The sequence below is a fragment of the Mycobacterium sp. E740 genome (assembly GCF_001672895.1).
Classification (GTDB): domain Bacteria; phylum Actinomycetota; class Actinomycetes; order Mycobacteriales; family Mycobacteriaceae; genus Mycobacterium.
In genome coordinates, this window is record NZ_LZKP01000212.1 from 1 (window position 1) to 21804 (window position 21804).

The following is a 21804-nucleotide window of genomic DNA, read 5'->3' on the forward strand; positions in this document are numbered from 1 at the left end:
CGGCGGGATCACCGAGCCGGCCCAGCGCCATCGAGAAGCCGCGCTCGTCGTCGGTGTCGCGCCAGGCGTCGGCGCGGGAGATCACGTCGGCCATCTCGTCGGTGCCCAGGTCACGGTGCCTGCGGATGCGGACGCTGGCGCCCGCGCGCCGAGCGCGTGTCACCGCCTGGCGCACTGCGCGCATGTCCGGTCCGGAGAGGCGGAAGTTGTCGGGATACAGGATGGCTTCGTCACCCAGTTGCAAGGCGTTGAGGCCGGCCTGGCGGAACGCCTCCGCGCCGTCCGAGCTGGCGCCCATCACTCCCGGCGCCCAGCCGTAGGCCTGGCACAACGCGAGCCACGTCTCGATGGCCGCCGGCCACGCCCTCGGGTCGCCGACGGGATCGCCGCTGGCCAGGCAGACGCCGACCTCGACGCGGTAGGTGATCGCAGCGCGCCCGTTCGGGGCGAACACGACCGCCTTGTCGCGGCGCGTCGCGAAGTAGCCCAGCGAATCGTTCTTGCCGAACAGCTCGAGCAGTCCGCGCAGCGCGGACTCGTCTTCGCCGGTGAGCGCGTTCTCCGCACGCTGGGACTGGAACAGCACGACCGCCGCGATCATCAGGGCCAGCGCGCCGAACAGCCCGAGCAAGGCGTTGACAAGCACGTGCGGATGCCCGGAGAAGTTGGACGAGTCCGCACCGGCGAACGCGCTCACCCGGTTCAGCGCGTACCAGAACCGGTCCGGGCGGGCCAGCGAGCCGGGGAACAGCTCGAGCATGCCCCACCCGATGACCGTGCCCACCGCCATGCCCGCCACCAGGACGGCGGCCGCCTTGAGCAGCGCGCCGCGGCGGACCTTCGCCCAGAACTCATGCCGGGCCAGCAGCAGGAACAGGATCGCGGCGATGTGGAAGACGAGCCCGATGACCTCGCCAATCTCCGGCATCACCGACTCGTCGCGGGCGACCAGCGCGCCGACGTTCCAGCCGATCGCCGCCACCATGTAGCCGAGCAGGATCCACCACGCGATCCGTTTGCGTGCTGCCAGCGCCGCGGCCAGCAGCGCGAGCACGAACGCCCACGCGAAGCTGGTGTCGGGGAAGTTGAAGATGTAGTCGTTGACGAACTCGCGCGGGACGCGGATGAGCGCCCGCACGAACGGCGAGACGCTCGCCAGCAAGGAGAGCGTGGCGATGATGCCGACGGTCCAGCCCGCCGCCGCGGGCACCCACCGGTGTGCGGACCTGCGGTGGGCGACGGGCGGGCTCGCGACGGTCATAGGCCCTCGACGATATTCGGTCGGGCTGTGAAATGGGTGCCGACTCACGGCCAGACGGGACCGGTGTACTTCTCGCCGGGACCGTGGCCGGGTTCGTCGGGGGCCGCGCTGGCTTCCCGGAACGCCAGCTGCAGCGTCTTCAGCCCGTCGCGCACGGGTCCGGCATGCGGGCCGAGGTACTCGGCCGAAGCGGTGACCAGCCCGGCCAGCGCGGTGATCAGCCTGCGCGCCTCGTCGAGATCGCGGTGCGGGCTGTCGTCCGGATCGGCCGCCGACAGACCGAGCTTCTCCGCAGCAGCGCTCATCAGCATGACCGCTGACCGGGTGATCACCTCCACCGCGGGAATGTCGGCCAGGTCTCGAACGTTCGAGTCATCGGTCATGGCTGCTAGACTGGCACGCGCGACCGTCCCGGCGAACGCCAGGGACAGCAAGTGGAGTCCCGCTCCCACCGCTGGCCACACCGGCTCAGCGGTCCGGTCACAGGCATCCGATGCCTGTCCTGGTCGGCTGTGGGCCCTGCTGTGAGCAGGGCCTTTCTGTTCGATAGAGCAGAGCGTCGACGGAAGTGGGCTCCTTTAAGACAACAGTAGGAGGCCCCATCAGCACTGAGACCCGCGTCAACGAGCGCATTCGCGTACCGGAAGTTCGCCTGATCGGACCGGGCGGTGAGCAGGTAGGCATCGTGCGCATCGAAGATGCACTCCGCGTCGCCGCGGATGCCGATCTCGATCTCGTCGAAGTAGCGCCGGATGCGAAACCGCCGGTCTGCAAGATCATGGACTACGGAAAGTTCAAATACGAGACGGCTCAGAAGGCGCGCGAGTCTCGCAAGAACCAGCAGCAGACCGTCGTCAAGGAACAGAAGCTCCGTCCCAAGATCGACCCGCACGACTACGAGACCAAGAAGGGTCACGTGATCCGCTTCCTCGAGGCGGGGTCGAAGGTCAAGGTGACGATCATGTTCCGCGGACGCGAGCAGTCGCGGCCCGAGTTGGGCTTCCGCCTCCTGCAGCGCCTGGGCGCCGACGTCGCCGACTACGGCTTCGTCGAGACGTCCGCCAAGCAGGACGGCCGCAACATGACGATGGTGCTGGCCCCGCACCGCGGCGCGAAGACTCGCGCCAAGGCGGCCCAGCAGGCCGAAAGCTCAGCAGAGCCGGCCGCAGCACCTGACAGACCCAGTTAGCACAACAGAGCAGAGGACATATGCCCAAGGCGAAGACCCACAGCGGCGCTTCCAAGCGGTTCCGGCGCACCGGAACCGGAAAGATCGTGCGCCAGAAGGCCAACCGTCGCCACTTGCTCGAGCACAAGCCGAGCAAGCGAACCCGTCGTCTCGACGGCCGCACCGTCGTGTCGGCCGCCGACAACGCGCGCATCAAGAAGATGCTCAACGGCTGATCGACCAACTCGTACGACCTGAACGAAGGAAACTCCCATGGCACGCGTCAAGCGCGCAGTCAACGCCCAGAAGAAGCGGCGCACAGTACTCAAGGCCTCCAAGGGCTATCGGGGACAGCGGTCGCGGCTCTACCGCAAAGCCAAAGAGCAGCAACTGCATTCGCTCAACTACGCCTACCGCGACCGGCGCGCCCGCAAGGGCGAGTTCCGCAAGCTGTGGATCTCACGCATCAACGCCGCGGCCCGCGCGAACGACATCACCTACAACCGGCTGATCCAGGGCCTGAAGGCCGCCGGCGTCGAGGTGGACCGCAAGAACCTTGCCGAGATCGCCGTGAGCGATCCGGCGGCGTTCACCGCGCTGGTGGAGGTCGCCAAGGGTGCGCTGCCGGCTGATGTGAACGCGCCGTCGGGCGAGGCTGCCTGACGCTCACCGAACGCTCCGCCCGGGTGGTCGCAGCGGTCAAGCTGCACCGTCATGTAGGACGACGCCGCGCCGAGCGCTTCCTCGCCGAAGGACCCAACCTCGTCGAGGCGGCGTTGCGGCGCGGACTCGTCACGGAGGTGTTCGCCACCGAAGCCGCGCTCGACCGCTTCGGTTCGATGCTGTCCGGCGCGCCGGTGCATCTCGTCACCGACCGCGCGGCAAAAGCGTTGTCGGAGACCGTGACTCCGGTCGGCCTCGTCGCCGTGTGCGCGCTGCCGCAGACTTCGCTGGGCGACGTGCTGTCCGGTTCGCCGCGGCTTGTCGCGGTGGCGGTGGAGATCTCCGAACCGGGAAACGCGGGCACGCTGATCCGGGTGGCCGACGCGATGGGCGCCGACGCGGTCGTGCTGGCAGGCCACAGCGTCGATCCGTTCAACGGCAAATGCCTGAGGTCGTCGGCGGGCAGCATCTTCTCGATCCCCGTCGTCACCGGGCCTGAGGTCGCCGACGCGCGCGCTGTCGTCACCTCCTTGCACGACGCCGGCCTGCAGATGCTGGCCACGACGGTCGACGGCGAAGTTTCGCTCGACGACGTCGCGCTGTCGACGCCGACGGCGTGGCTGTTCGGCCCAGAAGCGCACGGCCTGCCAGCCGATGTGGCTGCCGCGGCCACGCACCGCGTGCACATCCCGATGCCGGGTGGCGCGGAAAGCCTCAACGTCGCCTCGGCCGCTGCGATCTGCCTGTACCAGAGCGCCCGGGCGCATCGCGCTAACTGAGCAGCCCGCGTGCCACGTGGGTGATCTGCACTTCGTTGCTGCCGGCGTAGATCATCAGCGACTTGGCGTCGCGCGCCAACTGCTCGACGCGGTATTCGGTCATGTAGCCGTTACCCCCGAACAGCTGCACGGCCTCCATCGCGACGTCCGTGGCGGCCTGCGAGCAGTACCACTTGATCGCCGAGGCCTCCGGCAGCGAGATGGCAGTGCCGGTCTGCGATGCCTCGATGACCCGGAACAGCATGTTGCGCACGTTCATTCGGGCAACCTCCATGTTGGCGAGCTTCAGCTGGATCAGCTGGAACTGGCCGATCTCCTGCCCCCACAGCGTGCGGCTCTTGGCGTAGTCGACACACAGCCGCAGGCACTCCTCGATGACACCCAGCGACATCGCGGCGACGCCGATCCGCTCCGCGGAGAAGTTCGACCGCGCGCTGGCCCGGCCGTCGCCCTGCGCGTTGTCCTCGGTCTCGCCGAGCAGCCGGTCGCGGCCCAGCCGCACGTTGTTGAAGAACAGCTCGCCGGTGCGCGAGCTGTGAATCCCCATCTTGCGGAATGGCTTCGACTGCACGAAGCCCGCCATGCCGCGGTCCAGCACGAAGGTCAGCACCTTGCGGTCGCGTTTCTCGACCCCCGGCTCGTCGAGCTTGGCATACACCACCACGACGTCGGCGTCGGGCCCGTTGGTGATGAACGTCTTCTGGCCGTTGAGGATGTAGTCATCCCCGTCGCGCACGACGTAGGAGTTCATGCCGCCGAAGGCATCGGAGCCGGAGTCCGGTTCGGTGATCGCCCATGCGCCCACCTTGTCGTAGGTGACCAGATCGGGCAGCCAGCGCTCCTGCTGGGCGAGCGTGCCGCGGCTCATGATCGTCGGCACCGTCAGCCCGAGGCTCACGCCCATCCCGGTGACGACGCCCATCGCAACCCGGCACAGCTCGCTGACCACGACGAAGCCCATGCCGCCGGATCCCTCGCCGAACATGCCGCCGCCGCCGGACGATTTCTCCGACGAGCCTTCGCCGTCACGCAACCGGGCGAGACGCTTGTTCAGCGAGTCGCGCGCCATCTCGGCGATGCCGAACGTCGCGAACAGCTTGCGGACGATGGGGTAGGGCTCCATCTCGCCGCTTTCCAGCGCGTCGACGTGCGGGCGGATTTCCTTGTCGACGAACTCGCGCACGGCATCGCGCACCGCGAGATCGACATCAGACCATTCGAGCATGCACTCAGGCTGCCTTATGCCGTCCGCGGGCCGGACGCAGCCCCGCCAAAGAGAACGTCGTGTGCACCAGAGAACCGGCGCGGTCCAGCAGCGACTTGCGGGGCGGGAGGTAGTGCATCGGCAGGCCGCGCCGGTCGTCCGGCGGCGCCATGAAGGCCGGCGCCTCGACCAGCGGCGCGTCGGCGGGAAGACGACCCTGGGCGCGCCGGTATGCCGTCAAAGCCCTTGGATGCAAACGGATTTCATCGGGCACCGCGACGAACGCGAACTCGACGAGCTTGCCGAACAAGCGCAGCAGCACCTCGTCGCCCTGGGTCCACCGCATGTTCGCCTTCTCGCGCAGCGCCTCGTCGAAGACACCCGCGGCGATCCACCGCTGCGCGCCGACCATCGGCTTGAACAGCTGGTCCCAGATGCCCGTCGGCATCAGCACGAACCACGGCTTGGGGATGCGGATCGAGAAGATGTCGAGCGTGGCGCGGTTGATCTCCAGCTCCTCGCGGCACTTGCGGTCCCAGTACCGGCAGAACTCCTCCCAGCTGCCGGGCACCGGCCGCATGCTCATGCCGTACATGCGGTACCACTGCACGTGCTCGTCGAACAGCTGGCGCTTCTCGGCTTCGGTCAGGCCGCCGCAGAAGTACTCGGCGGTCTTGATGATCAGCATGAAGAACGTGGCGTGAGCCCAGTAGAACGTCTCGGGGTTCAGTGCGTGGTAGCGACGGCCATCGGCGTCCGTGCCCTTGATGGTGTGGTGATAGCTCTTGATCTGCTCACCGGTCTGCGCGGCGCGGTCGCCGTCGTAGACCACCCCCATGATCGGGTACACCGAGCGGGCCACGCGCTGCAGCGGTTCGCGCAGCAGGATCGAGTGGTCTTCGACGCCCGCGCCCAACTCCGGGTACATGTTCTGGACCGCCCCGATCCACACGCCGAGCAGGCCGGTGCGCAGGTCGCCGAAGTACTTCCACGTCAAGGAGTCCGGGCCGAGGGGATGGGCGCGGCCGCGTGTCTCGTCGGGTGTCGATGTCAGCGTCATCGGGACCTCGCTGCCTGGCTCCTCGTCGTGACCGGTGGGTTCACGATAATGTTGACAACAAACGTTGTCTACAACTTGGCGGGGTGTGGCGCAGCAGTGTTATCGACCCTCCATCGACCGGCCACAACGTCGTAACCAGCCCCTTTGCCGGTGAGCTCGGTGATCGCCGCCGCTCGTTTGCCGCCCCGAAGAACGGCCGCATAGGCTCGACCCCGTGGATGCCGAGTCGTTCGATGAGCGATCCGGCAGCATCGGCGAACGGTCGCCGCTGGCATGGCTGAAGAACACCAACCACAGCCCGTCCGTCATCGCCTTCCTGCGGCGGGCGCGACGCGCGCTGCCCGGCGACCCGGACTTCGGTGACCCGTTGTCGGCGTCCGGCGTGGGTGGTCCCAGTGCGGCCGCCAGGGCCGCCGACCGGCTGCTGGAGCGGGAAGCGGCGTCGCGAGAGGTGAGCCTCGGCGCGCTGCAGGTGTGGCAGGCCGTCACCGAGCGCGTCTCGGGCAAGCCCGCCAACCGCGAGGCGACGCTGGTCTTCACCGACATCGTCGGGTTTTCCGCGTGGTCGCTGGACGCCGGCGACGACGCCACGCTGCGGCTGTTGCGCCGCGTGTCCCAGGTGGTGGAACCACCGATGCTCGAGGCCGGCGGGCAGATCGTCAAGCGCTTGGGCGACGGCATCATGGCGGTGTTCGACGACGCGCCGACGGCGGTGCGGGCCGCTATCGCCGCACGTGAAGCGGTCAAAGACGTCGACATCGACGGGTACACGCCGCGGATGCGGGTCGGCGTGCACACCGGCCGCCCCCAGCGGATCGGGTCGGACTGGCTCGGCGTCGACGTCAACATCGCGGCCCGGGTGATGGAGCGCGCCACCCGCGGTGAGTTGGTGGTGTCACAGGCGACGCTGGACCGGATCTCCGCCGAGGAATTCGAGTCACTGGGCGTGGTGGCAAAACGCGTCCGCAGGCAGGTGTTCGCACCGAAGCAGGACGGCGTGCCCGCCGACTTCGTGATGTACCGCCTGAAAACCCCCAGCCGATTTACAGGTGGCGGAAACGGCGAGGACACCTCGGCGGGGGAATAGTGGAATCCCGTGGTCGGCTGGCTCGGGCGTCTGGCGCAGGTGCGGGTGACCGTCGCGTACGCGGTGATCCTCGCAGCGGTGACGTCGGCCTTGCTCTGGCTTCCGCCGCGGGTCAAGGACCGGGCGATCTGTCACGCCAGCACGAACCTGCACAACCTTGCGCACGGACACGTCGGCACCCTGGTCGGGAGTGCGTTCGTCGTCGACGCCGGGCCGATGTACCTGTGGTTGCCCGGCCTGATCTGCCTGCTGGCGCTGGCCGAACTGCTCTGGGGTAGCACCCGGCTCCTGGTGACCTTCGCTGCCGGACACGTCGGTGCCACGCTCGTCGTGGCGGCCGTGCTGACGGCCGGCATCGAACAGGCGTGGTTACCCGATTCGATGGCGCGCGTCTCCGACGTGGGGGTGAGCTACGGCGCGGCCGCCGTTCTCGGGTCACTCACGGCGGCGATCCCCCTGCGATGGCGAGCGGGCTGGATCGGCTGGTGGCTGGCCATCGGAATCGCGGCCGTCGCGTTCGACCAGGATTTCACCGATGTCGGGCACGCGGTCGGGCTGACTCTGGGCATGCTGGTGAGCATCCGTTTCGGTCGCGCCGGCCCGTGGACGCCGGTGCGGTGCCTGCTGCTGGCGGTCGCGGTGGCGTTCGGCTACGTGCTGCTGGTCACCCCCGGCTGGACCACGGTGGTCGCGATGGCCGGCGGGCTGACGGCCGCCGCCTCCGGTGCGCTAGCGGTGCTCTCGGACCGCAGATCTGCGTTCGAAGCGCCGTCGCAGCATCCCCTATGATCGCCGGGTGGCTGAGCAGCCCGTAGACCTGTCCGAACAAGCGCTGGCCGAGGCTGTCAGCGCGGCTCGCCGTGCGTTCGATGGTGCGGGCGATCTCGACGCGCTGGCCCGGGCGAAAACCGAGCACCTCGGGGACCGTTCACCGATTGCGTTGGCCCGCCAGTCACTCGGTGCGCTGGCCAAGGCCGACCGGGCCGACGCGGGCAAGCGGGTGAACGTCGCGCGCGCGGAGGCGCAGCGCGGCTACGACGAGCGGTTGGCCGAGCTGCGGGCCGAGCGGGATGCCGCGGTGCTGGTGGCCGAACGCATCGACGTGACGCTGCCGTCGACGCGCGGACCGGTCGGTGCCCGCCACCCGATCACGATCCTGGCCGAGCGCATCGCCGACACGTTCGTCGCGATGGGCTGGGAGCTGGCCGAGGGCCCCGAGGTCGAGACCGAGCAGTTCAACTTCGACGCGCTGAATTTCGCGCCCGACCACCCCGCGCGCAGCGAACAGGACACCTTCCACATCGCTCCGGAGGACTGCCGGCAGGTGCTGCGCACGCACACCTCACCGGTGCAGATCCGCGCGCTGCTGGAGCGCGAGCTGCCCGTGTACATCATCTCGATCGGTCGCACGTTTCGCACCGACGAACTGGACGCCACCCATACGCCGGTGTTCCACCAGGTCGAAGGTCTCGCGGTGGACAAGGGACTGACGATGGCGCACCTGCGCGGCACGCTGGACGCGTTCGCCCGCTCGGAGTTCGGCCCTCAGGGCCGAACCCGGTTTCGGCCGCACTTCTTCCCGTTCACCGAACCGTCGGCGGAGGTCGACATCTGGTTCGAAAACAAGAAGGGCGGTCCGGGCTGGGTCGAATGGGGCGGCTGCGGCATGGTGCACCCGAATGTGTTGCGCGGCTGCGGGATCGACCCCGACGTATATTCCGGTTTCGCGTTCGGCATGGGGCTGGAGCGCACTTTGCAGTTCCGCAACGGAATTCCGGACATGCGCGACATGGTCGAGGGCGACGTCCGCTTCTCGCTGCCGTTCGGGGTTGGAGCCTGATGCGGCTGCCGTACAGCTGGCTGCGCGACGTCGTGCAGGCCGGTGCGCCGGGGTGGGACGTCGCCCCCGACGAACTCGAGCAGACGTTGATCCGCATCGGGCATGAGGTCGAAGAGGTCATCCCGGTCGGTCCGGTGACCGGCCCGCTGACCGTCGGCCGCGTGGCCGCGATCGAAGAGCTCACCGAGTTCAAGAAGCCCATCCGGGCCGTCAAAGTCGACGTTGGAGAGCCGGAGCTGCGTGACATCGTCTGCGGCGCAACGAACTTCGCGATCGGCGAACTCGTGGTGGTGGCCCTGCCCGGCACTGTGCTGCCGGGCGACTTCACGATCGCCAGCCGCAAGACCTACGGCCGCGTCTCCGACGGCATGATCTGCTCGACGGCCGAACTCAACCTCGGCGCGGACCAGTCCGGCATCTTGGTGCTCCCCGCCGGGACTGCCGAGCCCGGCACACCGGCCGCCGAGGTGCTCGGTCTGGACGATGTCGTGTTCCACCTGGCGATCACTCCCGACCGCGGGTACTGCCTGTCGGTGCGGGGCATGGCCCGCGAGATCGCGACCGCCTACGATCTGGACTTCGTCGATCCCGCTGGGGTGGCGCCGCTGCCCGCCGAGCGCGAGGCGCTGCCGGTCACCGTCGAACCGGGAACGGGTGTGCTGCGTTTCGGACTGCGGCCGGTGTCCGGCATCGACCCGGGTGCCGTGTCGCCGTGGTGGCTGCAGCGACGGTTGATGTTGTCCGGTATCCGGTCGATCTCGCCCGCGGTCGATGTCACCAACTACGTGATGCTCGAACTCGGCCATCCGATGCACGCCCACGACCGCAAGCTGGTCTCCGGCGGCTTCAAGGTGCGCTTCGCCGAACCGGGGGAGACGGTCATCACCCTCGATGACGTCGAACGCCGCCTCGACCCCGCCGATGTGCTGATCGTCGACGACGTCGCCACCGCCGCCATCGGCGGTGTGATGGGCGCAGGCACCACGGAGGTGCGCCAGAGCACCACCGATGTGCTGCTCGAGGCCGCGGTCTGGGACCCGGCAGCGGTGTCGCGCACTCAGCGGCGGCTGCGCCTGTACAGCGAGGCGGGCCGCCGATACGAACGCACTGTCGACCCGGCGATCTCGGTGGCCGCGCTGGACCGCTGTGCCCGGCTGTTGGCTGAAATCGCTCACGGCACAATCGAACCGGTGCTGACCGACTGGCGCGGCGAGCCGCCGCGCGACGACTGGTCGCCGCCGCCGGTCACCATGGCGATCGACCTGCCCGACCGCACCGCGGGCGTCGACTACGCCGCGGGGACCGCCGAACGGCGACTCGCCCAGATCGGCGCGCACGTCGCCGTCAGCGACGGCCAGTTGACGGCCAGGCCACCGAGTTGGCGGCCGGACCTTCGTCAACCCGCCGACCTCGTCGAAGAGGTGTTGCGCCTCGAGGACCTCGAGGTGATCCCGTCGGTCCTGCCCAAGGCGCCTGCCGGTCGCGGCCTGACAGCGCTGCAGAAGCGCCGCCGCGCGATCGGAAAGTCGTTGGGGCTCAACGGCTACGTGGAAGTGCTGCCGACTCCGTTCCTGCCCGCGGGCGTGTTCGACGACTGGGGGCTGCCGGCCGACGATCCTCGCAGGACGACGACCCGGGTGCTCAACCCGCTGGAGTCCGACCGCCCCGAGTTGGCCACCACGCTACTGCCGGGTCTGCTGGAGGCGTTGAGCCGCAACGTTTCTCGCGGAGCCAACGACGTCGCGCTGTTCGCCGTGCAGCAGGTGGTCGAGCCCACGGCACAAAGCGGTTGTGTCGACCGGATCCCCGCAGGCCGGCGTCCCGACGCTGACGAAATCGCGGCACTGGACGCGTCGCTGCCCAGGCAGCCGCAGCACGTCGCCGCCGTGCTGGCCGGGCTGCGCGAGCCCGCGGGACCGTGGGGTCCCGGGCGTCCCGTGCAGGCCAGTGACGCGTTCGAGGCGGTGCGGGTCATCGCCCGCGCCGCCGGCGTCGAACTGCACCTGCGGCCGGCGCAGTATCTGCCGTGGCACCCCGGCCGGTGTGCCGAGGTGGTACTGGGCGACAGCGAGACCGGAGTGGTCGTCGGGCACGCCGGTGAACTCCACCCCGCGGTCGTGGAGCGGTCCGGCTTGCCGAAGCGCACGTGCGCCGTCGAGGTGGACTTGGACGCTGTGCCGATCGTCGAGACGCTGCCGGCGCCGTCGGTCTCGCCGTTTCCGGCCGTGTTCCAGGACATCAGCCTGGTCGTCGGGGAAGACGTCGCCGCGGCCAGCGTGGTCGACGCCGTGCGGGCCGGCGCGGGGCCGCTGCTCGAGGACGTGCGGTTGTTCGACGTCTACACCGGCCCGCAGATCGGCGAGGGCCGTAAGTCGCTGGCGTTCGCGCTGCGGTTCCGTGCCGCCGATCGCACGCTGACCGAGGATGAGGCGAGCGCCGCTCGCGAGGCGGCCGTGCAGGCAGCGGCTGAGCGCGTCGGCGCCGTCCTGCGCGGCGAGTAATGAATTTGCGGCTAGCTGCATAACCATGCAGAATTGGACGCATGGTTTCTGTGGCGGTGGCCGGTGCCAGTGGATATGCCGGCGGTGAGATTCTTCGTCTCCTGCTCGGCCATCCGGCGTACGCCGACGGGCGCCTGACGATCGGGGCGCTGACCGCCGCTGCGAGCGCCGGGACCACGCTGGCGGAGCATCATCCGCACCTGTTGCCGCTGGCCGACAGGGTGTTGGAGGCGACCGACGTCGAGATCCTGAGCGGGCACGACGTCGTCTTTCTCGGTCTGCCGCACGGGTATTCAGCGCAGCTGGCCGAGCGTCTGGGGGACGCCACGCTGATCATCGACTGCGGCGCGGATTTCCGGCTCACCGACGCCGCCGCCTGGCAGCGCTTCTACGGCTCGGAGCATGCGGGAACCTGGCCGTACGGCCTCCCCGAGCTTCCCGGCGCCCGCGACCGGCTGCGCGGCGCGAAGCGGGTCGCGGTCCCGGGCTGCTATCCGACGGCGGCGCTGCTGGCCCTGTGGCCGGCGGTCGCCGAAGACCTCGTCGAACCCGCCGTGACCGTGGTGTCGGTCAGCGGCGCCTCGGGCGCGGGCCGGGTCGCCAAGACGGACCTGCTCGGGGCCGAGGTGATCGGATCGGCGCGCGCGTACAACATCGGCGGCAAGCACCGGCACACCCCCGAGATCGCCCAGGGGCTCAAAGCGGTCACCGACAAGGACGTCACCGTGTCGTTCACACCGGTGCTGATACCGACTTCGCGTGGGATCTTGGCCACCTGCACGGCGCGCACCACGGCTTCGCCGGCGGAGATTCGCGCCGCATACGAAAACGCTTACGACGCCGAGCCGTTCGTGTACCTGCTACCCGAAGGCCAGCTGCCGAAGACGAGCGCGGTGCTCGGCAGCAACGCCGTGCAGCTCGCGGTCGCCGTCGACGAGGAAGCGAGCACGCTGGTCGCAGTCGTCGCGATCGACAACCTGGTCAAAGGCACCGGCGGCGCCGCCGTACAGTCGATGAACCTCGCACTGGGCTGGCCGGAGACAGCAGGGCTTTCGATCGTGGGGGTGGCGCCGTGACGTCAACCGAGACCCGGCTCGTCCGCACCCAGGGCGTCACCGCGCCCGAGGGTTTCCGCGCGACCGGGATCGCGGCTGGGATCAAGGCGTCCGGCGCGCTCGACCTCGCTCTGGTGTTCAACGAGGGGCCGGACTACGCGGCGGCCGGCGTGTTCACCCGTAACCAGGTGAAGGCGGCGCCGGTGCTGTGGAGTCAGCAGGTGCTCACCACCGGCCGGCTGCGCGCGGTGATCCTTAACTCCGGCGGCGCCAACGCCTGCACCGGGCCGCAGGGCTTTCAGGACGCCCACGCCACCGCGGAGGCGGTGGCAGAAGCGCTGAGCGACTGGGGCACCGAGACCGGTGCGATCGAGGTGGCGGTCTGCTCCACGGGGCTCATCGGCGACCGGCTGCCGATGGACAAGGTGCTGCCCGGGGTGACCGAGATCGTGCATGAGCTGGCCGGCGGCCTCACCGGCGGTGAGGAAGCCGCGCGGGCCATCATGACCACCGACACCGTGCCCAAACAGGTCGCCCTGCACCACGCGGACAACTGGACCGTCGGAGCAATGGCCAAGGGCGCCGGCATGATCGCTCCTTCGCTGGCGACCATGCTGTGCGTCATCACCACCGACGCGGTCGCCAGTCCGGATGCGTTGCGCGCCGCGCTGAACAACGCGGCCGCGCTCACCTTCGACCGCCTCGATGTCGACGGCAGCTGCTCCACCAACGACTCGGTGCTACTGCTGTCCTCCGGCGCGAGCGAGATCACGCCCAGCCAGAGCGAACTCGACGACGCGGTGCTGCGCGTGTGTGACGACCTGTGCCGACAACTGCAGGCCGACGCGGAAGGGGTGACGAAGCGCATCGTCATCACCGTGACGGGCGCCGTCTGCGAGGACGACGCGCTGCTGGGCGCCCGCCTCGTGGCGCGCGACAGCCTGGTCAAGACCGCCCTGTTCGGATCCGACCCCAACTGGGGGCGGGTGCTCGCGGCCATCGGCATGGCTCCGTTCAGAGTGGATGCCGAGCGGATCACCGTGTCGTTCAACGAGATTCCGGTATGGCAGGACAACGCGCCCAGTCCCGGCGCGCGGGAAGTGGACCTGTCCGGAGCGGACATCATCGTCGCGATCGACCTCGGTGAAGGCAGCGCGCAGGCCTCGGTGCGCACCACGGACCTCTCGCACGGGTACGTCGAAGAGAACTCGGCCTACAGCTCATGAGCGTCGAAACCCCACTCAAGGCACAGGTTCTGGCGGCGGCGCTGCCATGGCTCAAGCAATTGCACAACAAGATCGTCGTGATCAAGTACGGCGGCAACGCGATGACCGACGACGTGCTCAAGAGCGCCTTCGCCGCCGACATGGTGTTCCTGCGCAACTGCGGCGTGCACCCTGTGGTCGTGCACGGCGGCGGACCGCAGATCAGCGCGATGCTCAATCGCTTGGGTATCCCGGGGGATTTCAAGGGTGGCTTCCGGGTCACGACCCCGGAGGTGCTCGACGTAGTGCGGATGGTGCTCTTCGGTCAGGTGGGCCGTGAGCTCGTGAACCTGATCAACGCGCACGGACCCTACGCCGTCGGTGTCACCGGTGAGGATGCGCAGTTGTTCACCGCCGTGCGGCGCGACGTCATGGTCGACGGCGTGGCCACCGACATCGGCCTCGTCGGCGACGTCGGAGAGGTCAACGCCGGATCGCTGCTGGATCTGATTGCGGCAGGGCGGATTCCGGTGGTGTCGACCATCGCCCCGGACACCGGCGGCGTCGTGCACAACATCAACGCCGACACCGCGGCCGCCGCGTTGGCCGAGGCGCTCGGCGCGGAGAAGCTGCTGATGCTCACCGATGTCGAGGGTCTGTACACGAATTGGCCGGACCGCGGCTCACTGGTCAGCGAGATCGACTCCGCCGCACTGACACAACTGTTGCCCGTATTGGAGACCGGCATGGTCCCGAAGATGGAAGCCTGCCTGCGCGCCGTCGCGGGCGGGGTGCCGAGCGCGCACGTCATCGACGGCCGCGTCGAGCACTGTGTGCTGGTCGAACTGTTCACCGACGAAGGTACGGGCACGAAGGTGGTGGGCCGGTGAGTCTGCTTGAGAGATGGCAGGCCGTCATGATGGACAACTACGGCACTCCGCCGCTCGCGTTGTCCAGCGGTGACGGTGCCGTGGTGACCGACACCGACGGCAAGTCCTATGTGGACCTGCTCGGCGGCATCGCGGTCAACGTCCTCGGCCATCGCCACCCGGCCGTGATCGAGGCGGTCACAACGCAACTCAATACGCTGGGGCACACGTCGAACCTGTACGCGACCGAACCCGGCGTCGCGCTGGCCGAAGCGCTCGTCGGCCTGCTCGGCACCGACGCGAGGGTCTTCTTCTGCAATTCCGGGACGGAGGCGAACGAAGTCGCATTCAAGATCACACGCCTCACCGGTCGCACGAAAATCGTTGCGGCACAGGGTGCCTTCCATGGCCGCACGATGGGATCGCTGGCGCTGACCGGACAGCCGTCGAAGCAGGCGCCGTTCGCGCCGCTGCCCGGCGACGTCACGCACGTGCCGTACGGCGACGTCGACGAACTCGCGCGCGCTGTCGACGGCGAGACCGCCGCGGTGTTCCTCGAACCGATCATGGGCGAAGGCGGAGTCGTGGTCCCGCCCGCGGGTTACCTCGTCGCGGCGCGGGAGATCACCGCGCAGCACGGCGCGCTTCTCGTGCTCGACGAGGTGCAGACCGGAATGGGCCGCACCGGTGCGTTTTTCGCACACCAGCACGACGGCATCACCCCCGACGTCGTCACCTTGGCCAAGGGGCTCGGCGGCGGGTTACCGATCGGCGCATGCATGGCAACCGGCGCGACGGCCGACCTGCTCACGCCGGGCTTGCACGGCAGCACGTTCGGCGGCAACCCGGTCTGCGCCGCCGCCGCGCTGGCTGTGTTGCGGGTGCTGGCCGACGAGGACCTGATCGGCCATGCCGACGTGCTCGGCAAGTCATTGGCGGCGGGCATCGAAGCGCTGGACCATCCGCTCGTCGACCATGTCCGAGGCCGTGGGCTGCTGCGCGGTGTGGTGCTGACCGCGGAGTCGGCGAAAGCGGTGGAGGCCGCGGCGCGCCACGCGGGTTACCTGGTGAACGCCGCGGCACCCGACGTGATCCGGTTGGCGCCGCCGCTGGTCATCACAGAGGCCCAGATCGACGGGTTCCTCGCCGCGCTCCCAGCCGTCCTCGACAAGGGCGCGGCGTCATGACGGTGCGGCATTTCCTGCGCGACGACGACCTGAGCCCCGCCGAACAGGCCGAGGTGCTGGCGCTGGCGGCCGAGCTCAAGGCGCAGCCGTTCAGCCGTCGGCCGCTGGAGGGCCCGAGCGGCGTGGCGGTCATCTTCGACAAGAACTCGACCCGCACCCGGTTCTCCTTCGAGCTGGGCATCGCCCAACTCGGCGGGCACGCCGTCGTGGTCGATGGCCGCAGCACCCAGCTGGGCAGGGACGAGACGCTGGAGGACACCGGCCGGGTGCTGTCGCGCTACGTCAAGGCGATCGTGTGGCGCACCTTCGCCCAGGACCGGCTCACCGCGATGGCGGCAGTGGCCGGCGTGCCGATCGTCAACGCCCTGTCCGATGACTTCCATCCGTGCCAGGTGCTGGCCGACCTGCAGACGCTCGCCGAGCGCAAGGGCAAGCTGGCGGGCTTGCGGATGTCCTACTTCGGTGACGGCGCCAACAACATGGCGCACTCGCTGATGCTGGGCGGGGTGACGGCGGGCGTGCACGTGACGGTCGCCGCGCCCGACGGCTTCCAGCCCCATCCCGACTTCGTCGAGGCCGCGCAGAAGCGGGCATCCGAAACCGGTGCGACAGTGACGGTCACGGCGGACGCCCGTGCGGCCGCGGACGGTGCCGACGTGCTCGTCACCGACACGTGGACGTCGATGGGCCAGGAGAACGACGGCCTGGACCGGGTGGGGCCGTTTCAGCCTTATCAGGTCAACACCGGCCTGCTGGCCCGTGCCGATGGGGATGCTGTTGTGCTGCACTGCCTTCCGGCGCACCGCGGTGAAGAGATCACCGACGACGTGATCGACGGACCGCACAGCGCGGTGTGGGACGAGGCTGAGAACCGGCTGCACGCGCAGAAGGCGCTGCTGGTGTGGCTGTTGGAGCGAGAGCGATGACGTCCGCGGCGACCAGGGCTGGGCGGCAAGCCCGCATCGTGGCGATCCTGTCGTCGCGGTCGGTGCACAGCCAAACGGAATTGGCCACCTTGCTTTCCGACGAGGGCATCGAGGTCACCCAGGCCACGCTGTCTCGTGACCTCGAAGAGCTGGGTGCGGTGAAGCTTCGCGGCGCGGCGGGCGGCGTCGGCGTCTACGTCGTCCCCGAGGACGGCAGCCCGGTGCGCGGCGTTTCCGGTGGGACGGAACGGATGTCGCGGCTGCTCGCCGAGTTGCTGGTGTCGACCGACGCGAGCGCCAACCTGGCCATCCTGCGGACCCCGCCGGGCGCGGCACACTATCTGGCCAGCGCGATGGACCGCGCGGCACTTCCGTTCGTGGTCGGCACCGTCGCCGGCGACGACACCATCCTCGTCGTCGCGCGTGAGCCGATGACCGGCGCCGAACTGGCGACAAAACTCGAGAGCATTCGAACGAAGGAGACTTGCTGATGTCCGAACGCGTCATCCTGGCGTATTCCGGCGGTCTGGACACGTCGGTGGCGATCAGCTGGATCGGCAAGGAGACCGGACGCGAGGTAGTCGCCGTCGCCATCGACCTCGGTCAGGGCGGCGAAGACATGGAGGTCGTGCGCAAGCGAGCGCTGGACTGCGGCGCGGTGGAGGCCGTCGTCGTCGACGCCCGCGACGAGTTCGCCAACGAATACTGCCTGCCCGCAATCCAGTCCAACGCCTTGTACATGGACCGCTATCCGCTGGTATCGGCGCTGAGCCGGCCGTTGATCGTCAAGCATCTGGTGAGCGCGGCGCGCGAGCACGGCGGCGGCATCGTCGCGCACGGCTGCACCGGCAAAGGCAACGACCAGGTGCGCTTCGAGGTCGGATTCAATTCGCTGGCACCGGATCTCGAGGTGCTGGCGCCCGTGCGCGACTACGCGTGGACGCGGGAGAAGGCGATCGCGTTCGCCGAGGAGAACGCGATCCCGATCAACGTGACCAAGCGCTCGCCGTTCTCAATCGACCAGAACGTGTGGGGGCGGGCGGTGGAGACCGGCTTCCTCGAGCACCTGTGGAACGCGCCCACCAAGGACGTCTACGACTACACCGAGGACCCGACACTCAACTGGAGCACGCCCGACGAGGTCATTGTCGGTTTCGAACGCGGAGTACCGGTTTCGATCGACGGCCGGCGGGTGAGCGTGCTGCAGGCGATCGAGGAGCTCAACCGCCGCGCCGGCGAGCAGGGGGTCGGCAGGCTCGACGTCGTCGAGGACCGGTTGGTCGGCATCAAGAGCCGCGAGATCTACGAGGCGCCGGGCGCGATGGTGCTGATCACGGCCCACACCGAACTCGAGCACGTCACGCTCGAGCGTGAACTCGGCCGGTTCAAGCGGGGCACCGACCAGAAGTGGGGCGAACTGGTCTACGACGGGCTGTGGTACTCGCCGTTGAAGACCGCGCTGGAGGCGTTCGTCGCCAACACCCAGCAGCACGTCACCGGTGAGATCCGAATGGTGTTGCACGGCGGGCACATCGCGGTCAACGGCCGCCGCAGCGCCGAGTCGCTGTACGACTTCAACCTGGCCACCTATGACGAGGGCGACACGTTCGACCAGTCCGCGGCCCGCGGTTTCGTCCAGATCCACGGCCTGTCGTCGAGCATCTCCGCGCGCAGAGACCTCGCCACATGACCCCCCGTCTGCGCGAGCGCGCGTGTTTGCACACGACACGCCGCGCAAATTCGGCAGTTTGTGCACGGTCGCGAGGCGTCGAGTGAGCACAAATGAAGGTTCGCTGTGGGGCGGTCGGTTCTCCGACGGACCGTCCGACGCCCTTGCGGCGCTGAGCAAGTCGACCCACTTCGACTGGGTGCTCGCGCCGTATGACATCCGAGCCTCGAAGGCGCACGCACAGGTCTTGTATAACGCCGGATTGCTGACCGACGAGCAACGTGACGGCCTCATCGCGGGCTTGGACGCACTTGCCTCGGAAGTCGCCGACAGCAGCTTCGGTCCGCTGGCGACCGACGAAGACGTGCACGGCGCATTGGAACGCGGGCTGATCGACCGGGTCGGCGCGGAACTCGGCGGCCGCCTGCGGGCGGGACGGTCGCGAAATGACCAGGTGGCCACGCTGTTTCGGATGTGGCTGCGCGACGCGATCAGGCGCGTCGCGGACGGCGCGTTGGAAGTTGTCGACGCCCTGGCAGCCCAGGCCGCCGCCCATCCGACCGCGATCATGCCCGGCAAGACGCATCTGCAGTCCGCACAACCGATCCTGCTTGCGCACCACCTTCTCGCGCATGCGCACCCGCTGCTGCGCGACGTAGACCGGCTCGCCGACTTCGACAGGCGGGCGGCGGTGTCGCCCTATGGTTCCGGTGCGCTGGCCGGCTCGTCGCTGCGCCTCGACCCTGACGCGATCGCCGACGATCTGGGTTTCGACGCGGCGGCCGACAACTCCGCCGACGCCACAGCATCGCGGGACTTCGCCGCGGAGGCGGCATTCGTGTTCTCGATGATCGGCGTGGACCTGTCGCGGCTGGCCGAGGACATCATCCTGTGGAGCACAACGGAGTTCGGCTACGTCACGTTGCACGACTCCTGGTCGACCGGCAGCTCGATCATGCCGCAGAAGAAGAATCCGGACATCGCGGAGTTGGCCCGCGGCAAAGCAGGCAGATTGATCGGAAACCTCACCGGGCTGCTCGCCACACTCAAGGCCCAGCCGCTGGCCTACAACCGGGACTTGCAGGAGGACAAGGAACCGGTGTTCGACTCCGTCGCGCAGCTGGAACTGCTGTTGCCGGCCATGACGGGGTTGGTGGCGACGCTGCGGTTCGACGTCGATCGGATGGCCGAACTCGCGCCGCTCGGATACACGTTGGCCACCGACATCGCCGAATGGCTGGTGCGCAGGGGAGTACCGTTCCGGGTCGCCCACGAGGCGGCCGGCGCCGCGGTCCGTGCCGCGGAGGCGCGCGGTGTGGGGCTGGAAGATCTCGAGGACGCAGAACTCGCCGCCATCCACCCGGAGCTGACACCTGAGGTGCGCGAAGTGCTCAGCGTCGAGGGTTCGGTGAACTCCCGCGACGCCCGCGGCGGCACCGCACCGACCCGGGTCGCCGAGCAACTCGGCGTGGTGCGCGAGACCGCCGACACGTTGCGGCAGCGGCTACGCCGCTAACCCTCCGCGGCCGCCAGCCACGCCTCCTCGAGAGATTCCTTGCGGCTCAACAACTCCTGCAGCTCACCGTTGAGCTCGCCAACACGGACATGGTCGGAAGCCGCCTCGGCCATCGCCTCGTGCATCGAGGCGATCCGCTCGTCGAGTTTCTCCAACTGGCCCTCGATGCGCGCCATCTCCTTGCCCGTGCGGCGCTCCCGCGCCGACGCCGACTCACCGGATGGCTCTTCGGCCCGCGCGGACGACGGCGTACCGGCGGCAGCGGCGCGATCTGAAAGGTACTGTTCGATCCCGCCGGGCAGCAGCTGACAGCGGCCTCCACCGGTCAACGCGTAGGTGACATCGCAGACCCGCTCGAGGAAGTAGCGGTCGTGCGTGACGACGATCAGCGTGCCCGGCCACCCGTCCAGATAGTCCTCGATGACGGTCAACGTGTCGATGTCGAGATCGTTGGTCGGCTCGTCGAGCAGCAGCACGTTCGGTTCGTCGAGCAGCAGCCGCAGGAACTGCAGCCTGCGACGCTCCCCGCCGGACAACTCCGCCACCCGCGCGGTCAACTTGTCTCCGGTGAATCCGAAGTCCCTCAGCAGCGTGTCGGCGCTGATCTCCCGGCCACCGGCCAGTTCCGTGACACGGCGGCGGTTCTCGACGGCGTCGAGCACCCGCTCGGCCCCGTCGAGTTCTGCGAGCGCCTGGCTCAGGTACCCGATCTTCAGCGTGGCGCCCCGCTTGATCGTGCCCGCTGCCGGCGAGAGCTCACCGGCCAGCAGTCGCAACACAGTCGTCTTGCCCGTCCCGTTGACGCCGACCAACCCGATGCGCGCGCCCGGTCCGATCGACCAGTCGACCTTGTCGAGCACCACGGTGTCACCCGCCTCGAGCCGCACCCGATGCAGGTCGAAGACGTCCTTGCCGAGCCGGGTGGTGGCGAACTTCTGCAACACGAGCGAGTCCCGCGGTGGCGGCTCGTTCGCGATCAGGTCGTTGGCGGCCTGGATGCGGAACTTCGGCTTCGATGTGCGCGCCGGCGGCCCGCGACGCAGCCAGGCGAGTTCCTTGCGCATCAGGTTCTGCCGACGCGCCTCGGTGCCCGCGGCCAGTCGCGTCCGCTCGGCCCGCGCGAGAACGTAGGCGGCGTAGCCGCCGTCGTAGCCGTCGATCGCGCCGTCGTGCACCTCCCACGTCCTGGTGCACACCGCGTCGAGGAACCACCGGTCATGGCTCACCACCACCAGCGCCTTGGCGCTGCGACGGTTCAAATGCTCGGCCAGCCAGCCGATCACCTCGACGTCGAGATGGTTGGTCGGCTCGTCGAGCACGAGGATGTCGTGGCCGGCGATCAGCACCGCCGACAACGCCACCCGTCGGCGCTCGCCGCCGGACAAATGCCCGACGGCACCGTCGAGCGCGACGCCGGCCAGCAGATGCGAGACGACGTCGCGGGTGTTGGGTTCGGCGGCCCATACGTGATCGGGCCTGCCGCCGACGATCACCTCGCGCACCGTCGCGTCGGCGGCGAAGTCGTCGCTCTGCTGGAGGTAGCCCACCGACAGACCCGACGTGTGGGTGACCCGGCCCGAGTCCGGCTCGCGGGTGAGCGTCAAGATCTGCAGCAGCGTGGACTTGCCGTCGCCGTTGCGTCCGACGACGCCGATCGCGTCGCCCTCGTCGATACCCAGGCTGACCGCATCGAGAAGCGTGCGGGTGCCGTAGCCGACCGTCGCGCGCTCGACATTGATCAGGTTCGCCATCAGCCGCCGATGATAGGTCGGCCCTCGCACACCGGTTGCTGTGCCATGATGACGTGGGCAATC

General features: G+C 68.9%; 21 protein-coding genes and 1 pseudogene. 16 read left to right on the plus strand and 6 right to left on the minus strand.

Annotated elements, in window-relative coordinates:
• Both A5663_RS20450 and A5663_RS20455 read right to left on the minus strand, forming a co-directional pair.
• The coding region (locus A5663_RS20450) for a phosphatidylglycerol lysyltransferase domain-containing protein (protein WP_156744581.1) at positions 1-1261 on the minus strand (1261 nt) is incomplete at its 3' end.
• Between the two features lie 44 nt (positions 1262-1305).
• On the minus strand, positions 1306-1644 hold the full coding sequence (locus A5663_RS20455; protein WP_068153487.1) for a DUF1844 domain-containing protein: 339 nt from the start codon (positions 1642-1644) through the stop codon (positions 1306-1308).
• 218 nt (positions 1645-1862) lie between these two features.
• Between A5663_RS20455 and infC the strand changes: the two genes are divergently transcribed.
• The 4 genes from infC to A5663_RS20475 are packed head-to-tail and all read left to right on the plus strand — an operon-like array spanning position 1863 to position 3871.
• Positions 1863-2450, plus strand: coding sequence for a translation initiation factor IF-3 (infC, locus tag A5663_RS20460; RefSeq protein WP_082974286.1), 588 nt, complete (start codon positions 1863-1865; stop codon positions 2448-2450).
• Between the two features lie 20 nt (positions 2451-2470).
• A complete protein-coding gene (rpmI, locus tag A5663_RS20465) occupies positions 2471-2665 on the plus strand; it encodes a 50S ribosomal protein L35 (protein WP_064346257.1) in 195 nt (64 codons plus the stop codon).
• 37 nt (positions 2666-2702) lie between these two features.
• Complete coding sequence (gene rplT / locus A5663_RS20470) at positions 2703-3092, plus strand: 50S ribosomal protein L20 (protein WP_068153495.1); 390 nt, start codon at positions 2703-2705, stop codon at positions 3090-3092.
• A gap of 23 nt (positions 3093-3115) precedes the next feature.
• Positions 3116-3871: an RNA methyltransferase gene (locus A5663_RS20475; RefSeq protein WP_068153501.1), complete on the plus strand. Its 756-nt coding sequence runs from the start codon at positions 3116-3118 to the stop codon at positions 3869-3871.
• Here the strand turns inward: A5663_RS20475 and A5663_RS20480 are convergent.
• The 3 genes and pseudogenes from A5663_RS20480 to A5663_RS20485 all read right to left on the minus strand — a co-directional run bounded on the left by A5663_RS20480 (position 3864) and on the right by A5663_RS20485 (position 6135).
• Complete coding sequence (locus tag A5663_RS20480; protein WP_369816677.1) at positions 3864-4856, minus strand: acyl-CoA dehydrogenase family protein; 993 nt, start codon at positions 4854-4856, stop codon at positions 3864-3866. The two genes, A5663_RS20475 and A5663_RS20480, sit on opposite strands and share 8 nt — an antisense overlap.
• Positions 4857-4896: 40 nt before the next feature.
• Positions 4897-4971: pseudogene (locus tag A5663_RS23880) on the minus strand (hypothetical protein); the annotation flags it as partial.
• Between the two features lie 129 nt (positions 4972-5100).
• The gene (locus A5663_RS20485) at positions 5101-6135 is read right to left on the minus strand and encodes an oxygenase MpaB family protein (protein WP_068153508.1); all 1035 of its coding nucleotides are present in this window, start codon (positions 6133-6135) and stop codon (positions 5101-5103) included.
• A gap of 214 nt (positions 6136-6349) precedes the next feature.
• Here A5663_RS20485 and A5663_RS20490 point away from each other — a divergent pair, with 214 nt between their 5' ends.
• From A5663_RS20490 to argH, 12 genes are all read left to right on the plus strand, one after another.
• A complete protein-coding gene (locus tag A5663_RS20490) occupies positions 6350-7222 on the plus strand; it encodes an adenylate/guanylate cyclase domain-containing protein (protein WP_068153511.1) in 873 nt (290 codons plus the stop codon).
• Positions 7223-7231: 9 nt separating this feature from the next.
• Positions 7232-8011 (plus strand): rhomboid-like protein, encoded by a 780-nt coding sequence (locus tag A5663_RS20495; RefSeq protein ID WP_068153514.1) that lies wholly within the window; start codon positions 7232-7234, stop codon positions 8009-8011.
• A 7-nt stretch (positions 8012-8018) separates the two neighbouring features.
• The gene (pheS, locus tag A5663_RS20500) at positions 8019-9062 is read left to right on the plus strand and encodes a phenylalanine--tRNA ligase subunit alpha (protein ID WP_068153517.1); all 1044 of its coding nucleotides are present in this window, start codon (positions 8019-8021) and stop codon (positions 9060-9062) included.
• Complete coding sequence (gene pheT, locus A5663_RS20505; protein WP_068153520.1) at positions 9062-11563, plus strand: phenylalanine--tRNA ligase subunit beta; 2502 nt, start codon at positions 9062-9064, stop codon at positions 11561-11563. The genes pheS and pheT overlap by 1 nt, the downstream gene beginning before the upstream one ends.
• A 41-nt stretch (positions 11564-11604) precedes the next feature.
• Positions 11605-12639 (plus strand): N-acetyl-gamma-glutamyl-phosphate reductase, encoded by a 1035-nt coding sequence (argC, locus tag A5663_RS20510; RefSeq protein ID WP_068153522.1) that lies wholly within the window; start codon positions 11605-11607, stop codon positions 12637-12639.
• Positions 12636-13844, plus strand: a complete 1209-nt coding sequence (argJ, locus tag A5663_RS20515) for a bifunctional glutamate N-acetyltransferase/amino-acid acetyltransferase ArgJ (RefSeq protein WP_068153525.1) — start codon at positions 12636-12638, stop codon at positions 13842-13844. Before argC ends, argJ begins: the two co-directional genes overlap by 4 nt.
• Positions 13841-14713, plus strand: coding sequence for an acetylglutamate kinase (argB, locus tag A5663_RS20520; protein WP_068153527.1), 873 nt, complete (start codon positions 13841-13843; stop codon positions 14711-14713). Before argJ ends, argB begins: the two co-directional genes overlap by 4 nt.
• On the plus strand, positions 14710-15879 hold the full coding sequence (locus A5663_RS20525; protein ID WP_082974280.1) for an acetylornithine transaminase: 1170 nt from the start codon (positions 14710-14712) through the stop codon (positions 15877-15879). Before argB ends, A5663_RS20525 begins: the two co-directional genes overlap by 4 nt.
• Complete coding sequence (argF, locus tag A5663_RS20530; RefSeq protein ID WP_068153531.1) at positions 15876-16805, plus strand: ornithine carbamoyltransferase; 930 nt, start codon at positions 15876-15878, stop codon at positions 16803-16805. The genes A5663_RS20525 and argF overlap by 4 nt, the downstream gene beginning before the upstream one ends.
• Complete coding sequence (locus A5663_RS20535) at positions 16802-17296, plus strand: arginine repressor (protein WP_068153534.1); 495 nt, start codon at positions 16802-16804, stop codon at positions 17294-17296. Before argF ends, A5663_RS20535 begins: the two co-directional genes overlap by 4 nt.
• Positions 17296-18495 (plus strand): argininosuccinate synthase, encoded by a 1200-nt coding sequence (locus A5663_RS20540; RefSeq protein WP_068153537.1) that lies wholly within the window; start codon positions 17296-17298, stop codon positions 18493-18495. Before A5663_RS20535 ends, A5663_RS20540 begins: the two co-directional genes overlap by 1 nt.
• 82 nt (positions 18496-18577) lie before the next feature.
• Positions 18578-19990, plus strand: a complete 1413-nt coding sequence (gene argH / locus A5663_RS20545; protein WP_068153539.1) for an argininosuccinate lyase — start codon at positions 18578-18580, stop codon at positions 19988-19990.
• Here argH and A5663_RS20550 read toward each other — a convergent pair.
• Positions 19987-21741 (minus strand): ABC-F family ATP-binding cassette domain-containing protein, encoded by a 1755-nt coding sequence (locus A5663_RS20550; RefSeq protein WP_068153545.1) that lies wholly within the window; start codon positions 21739-21741, stop codon positions 19987-19989. The two genes, argH and A5663_RS20550, sit on opposite strands and share 4 nt — an antisense overlap.
• Positions 21742-21804: the final 63 nt, after the last annotated feature.

Excerpts from the sequence above, each read along its gene's own strand:
- A5663_RS20455 (WP_068153487.1), bottom strand. The coding sequence starts at position 1,644 with ATGACCGATGACTCGAACGTTCGAGACCTGGCCGACATTCCCGCGGTG.
- rpmI (WP_064346257.1), top strand. The coding sequence starts at position 2,471 with ATGCCCAAGGCGAAGACCCACAGCGGCGCTTCCAAGCGGTTCCGGCGC.
- rplT (WP_068153495.1), top strand. The coding sequence starts at position 2,703 with ATGGCACGCGTCAAGCGCGCAGTCAACGCCCAGAAGAAGCGGCGCACA.
- A5663_RS20480 (WP_369816677.1), bottom strand. The coding sequence starts at position 4,856 with ATGTTCGGCGAGGGATCCGGCGGCATGGGCTTCGTCGTGGTCAGCGAG.
- A5663_RS20485 (WP_068153508.1), bottom strand. The coding sequence starts at position 6,135 with ATGACGCTGACATCGACACCCGACGAGACACGCGGCCGCGCCCATCCC.
- pheT (WP_068153520.1), top strand. The coding sequence starts at position 9,062 with ATGCGGCTGCCGTACAGCTGGCTGCGCGACGTCGTGCAGGCCGGTGCG.
- argC (WP_068153522.1), top strand. The coding sequence starts at position 11,605 with ATGGTTTCTGTGGCGGTGGCCGGTGCCAGTGGATATGCCGGCGGTGAG.
- argB (WP_068153527.1), top strand. The coding sequence starts at position 13,841 with ATGAGCGTCGAAACCCCACTCAAGGCACAGGTTCTGGCGGCGGCGCTG.
- argF (WP_068153531.1), top strand. The coding sequence starts at position 15,876 with ATGACGGTGCGGCATTTCCTGCGCGACGACGACCTGAGCCCCGCCGAA.
- A5663_RS20535 (WP_068153534.1), top strand. The coding sequence starts at position 16,802 with ATGACGTCCGCGGCGACCAGGGCTGGGCGGCAAGCCCGCATCGTGGCG.
- A5663_RS20540 (WP_068153537.1), top strand. The coding sequence starts at position 17,296 with ATGTCCGAACGCGTCATCCTGGCGTATTCCGGCGGTCTGGACACGTCG.
- A5663_RS20550 (WP_068153545.1), bottom strand. The coding sequence starts at position 21,741 with ATGGCGAACCTGATCAATGTCGAGCGCGCGACGGTCGGCTACGGCACC.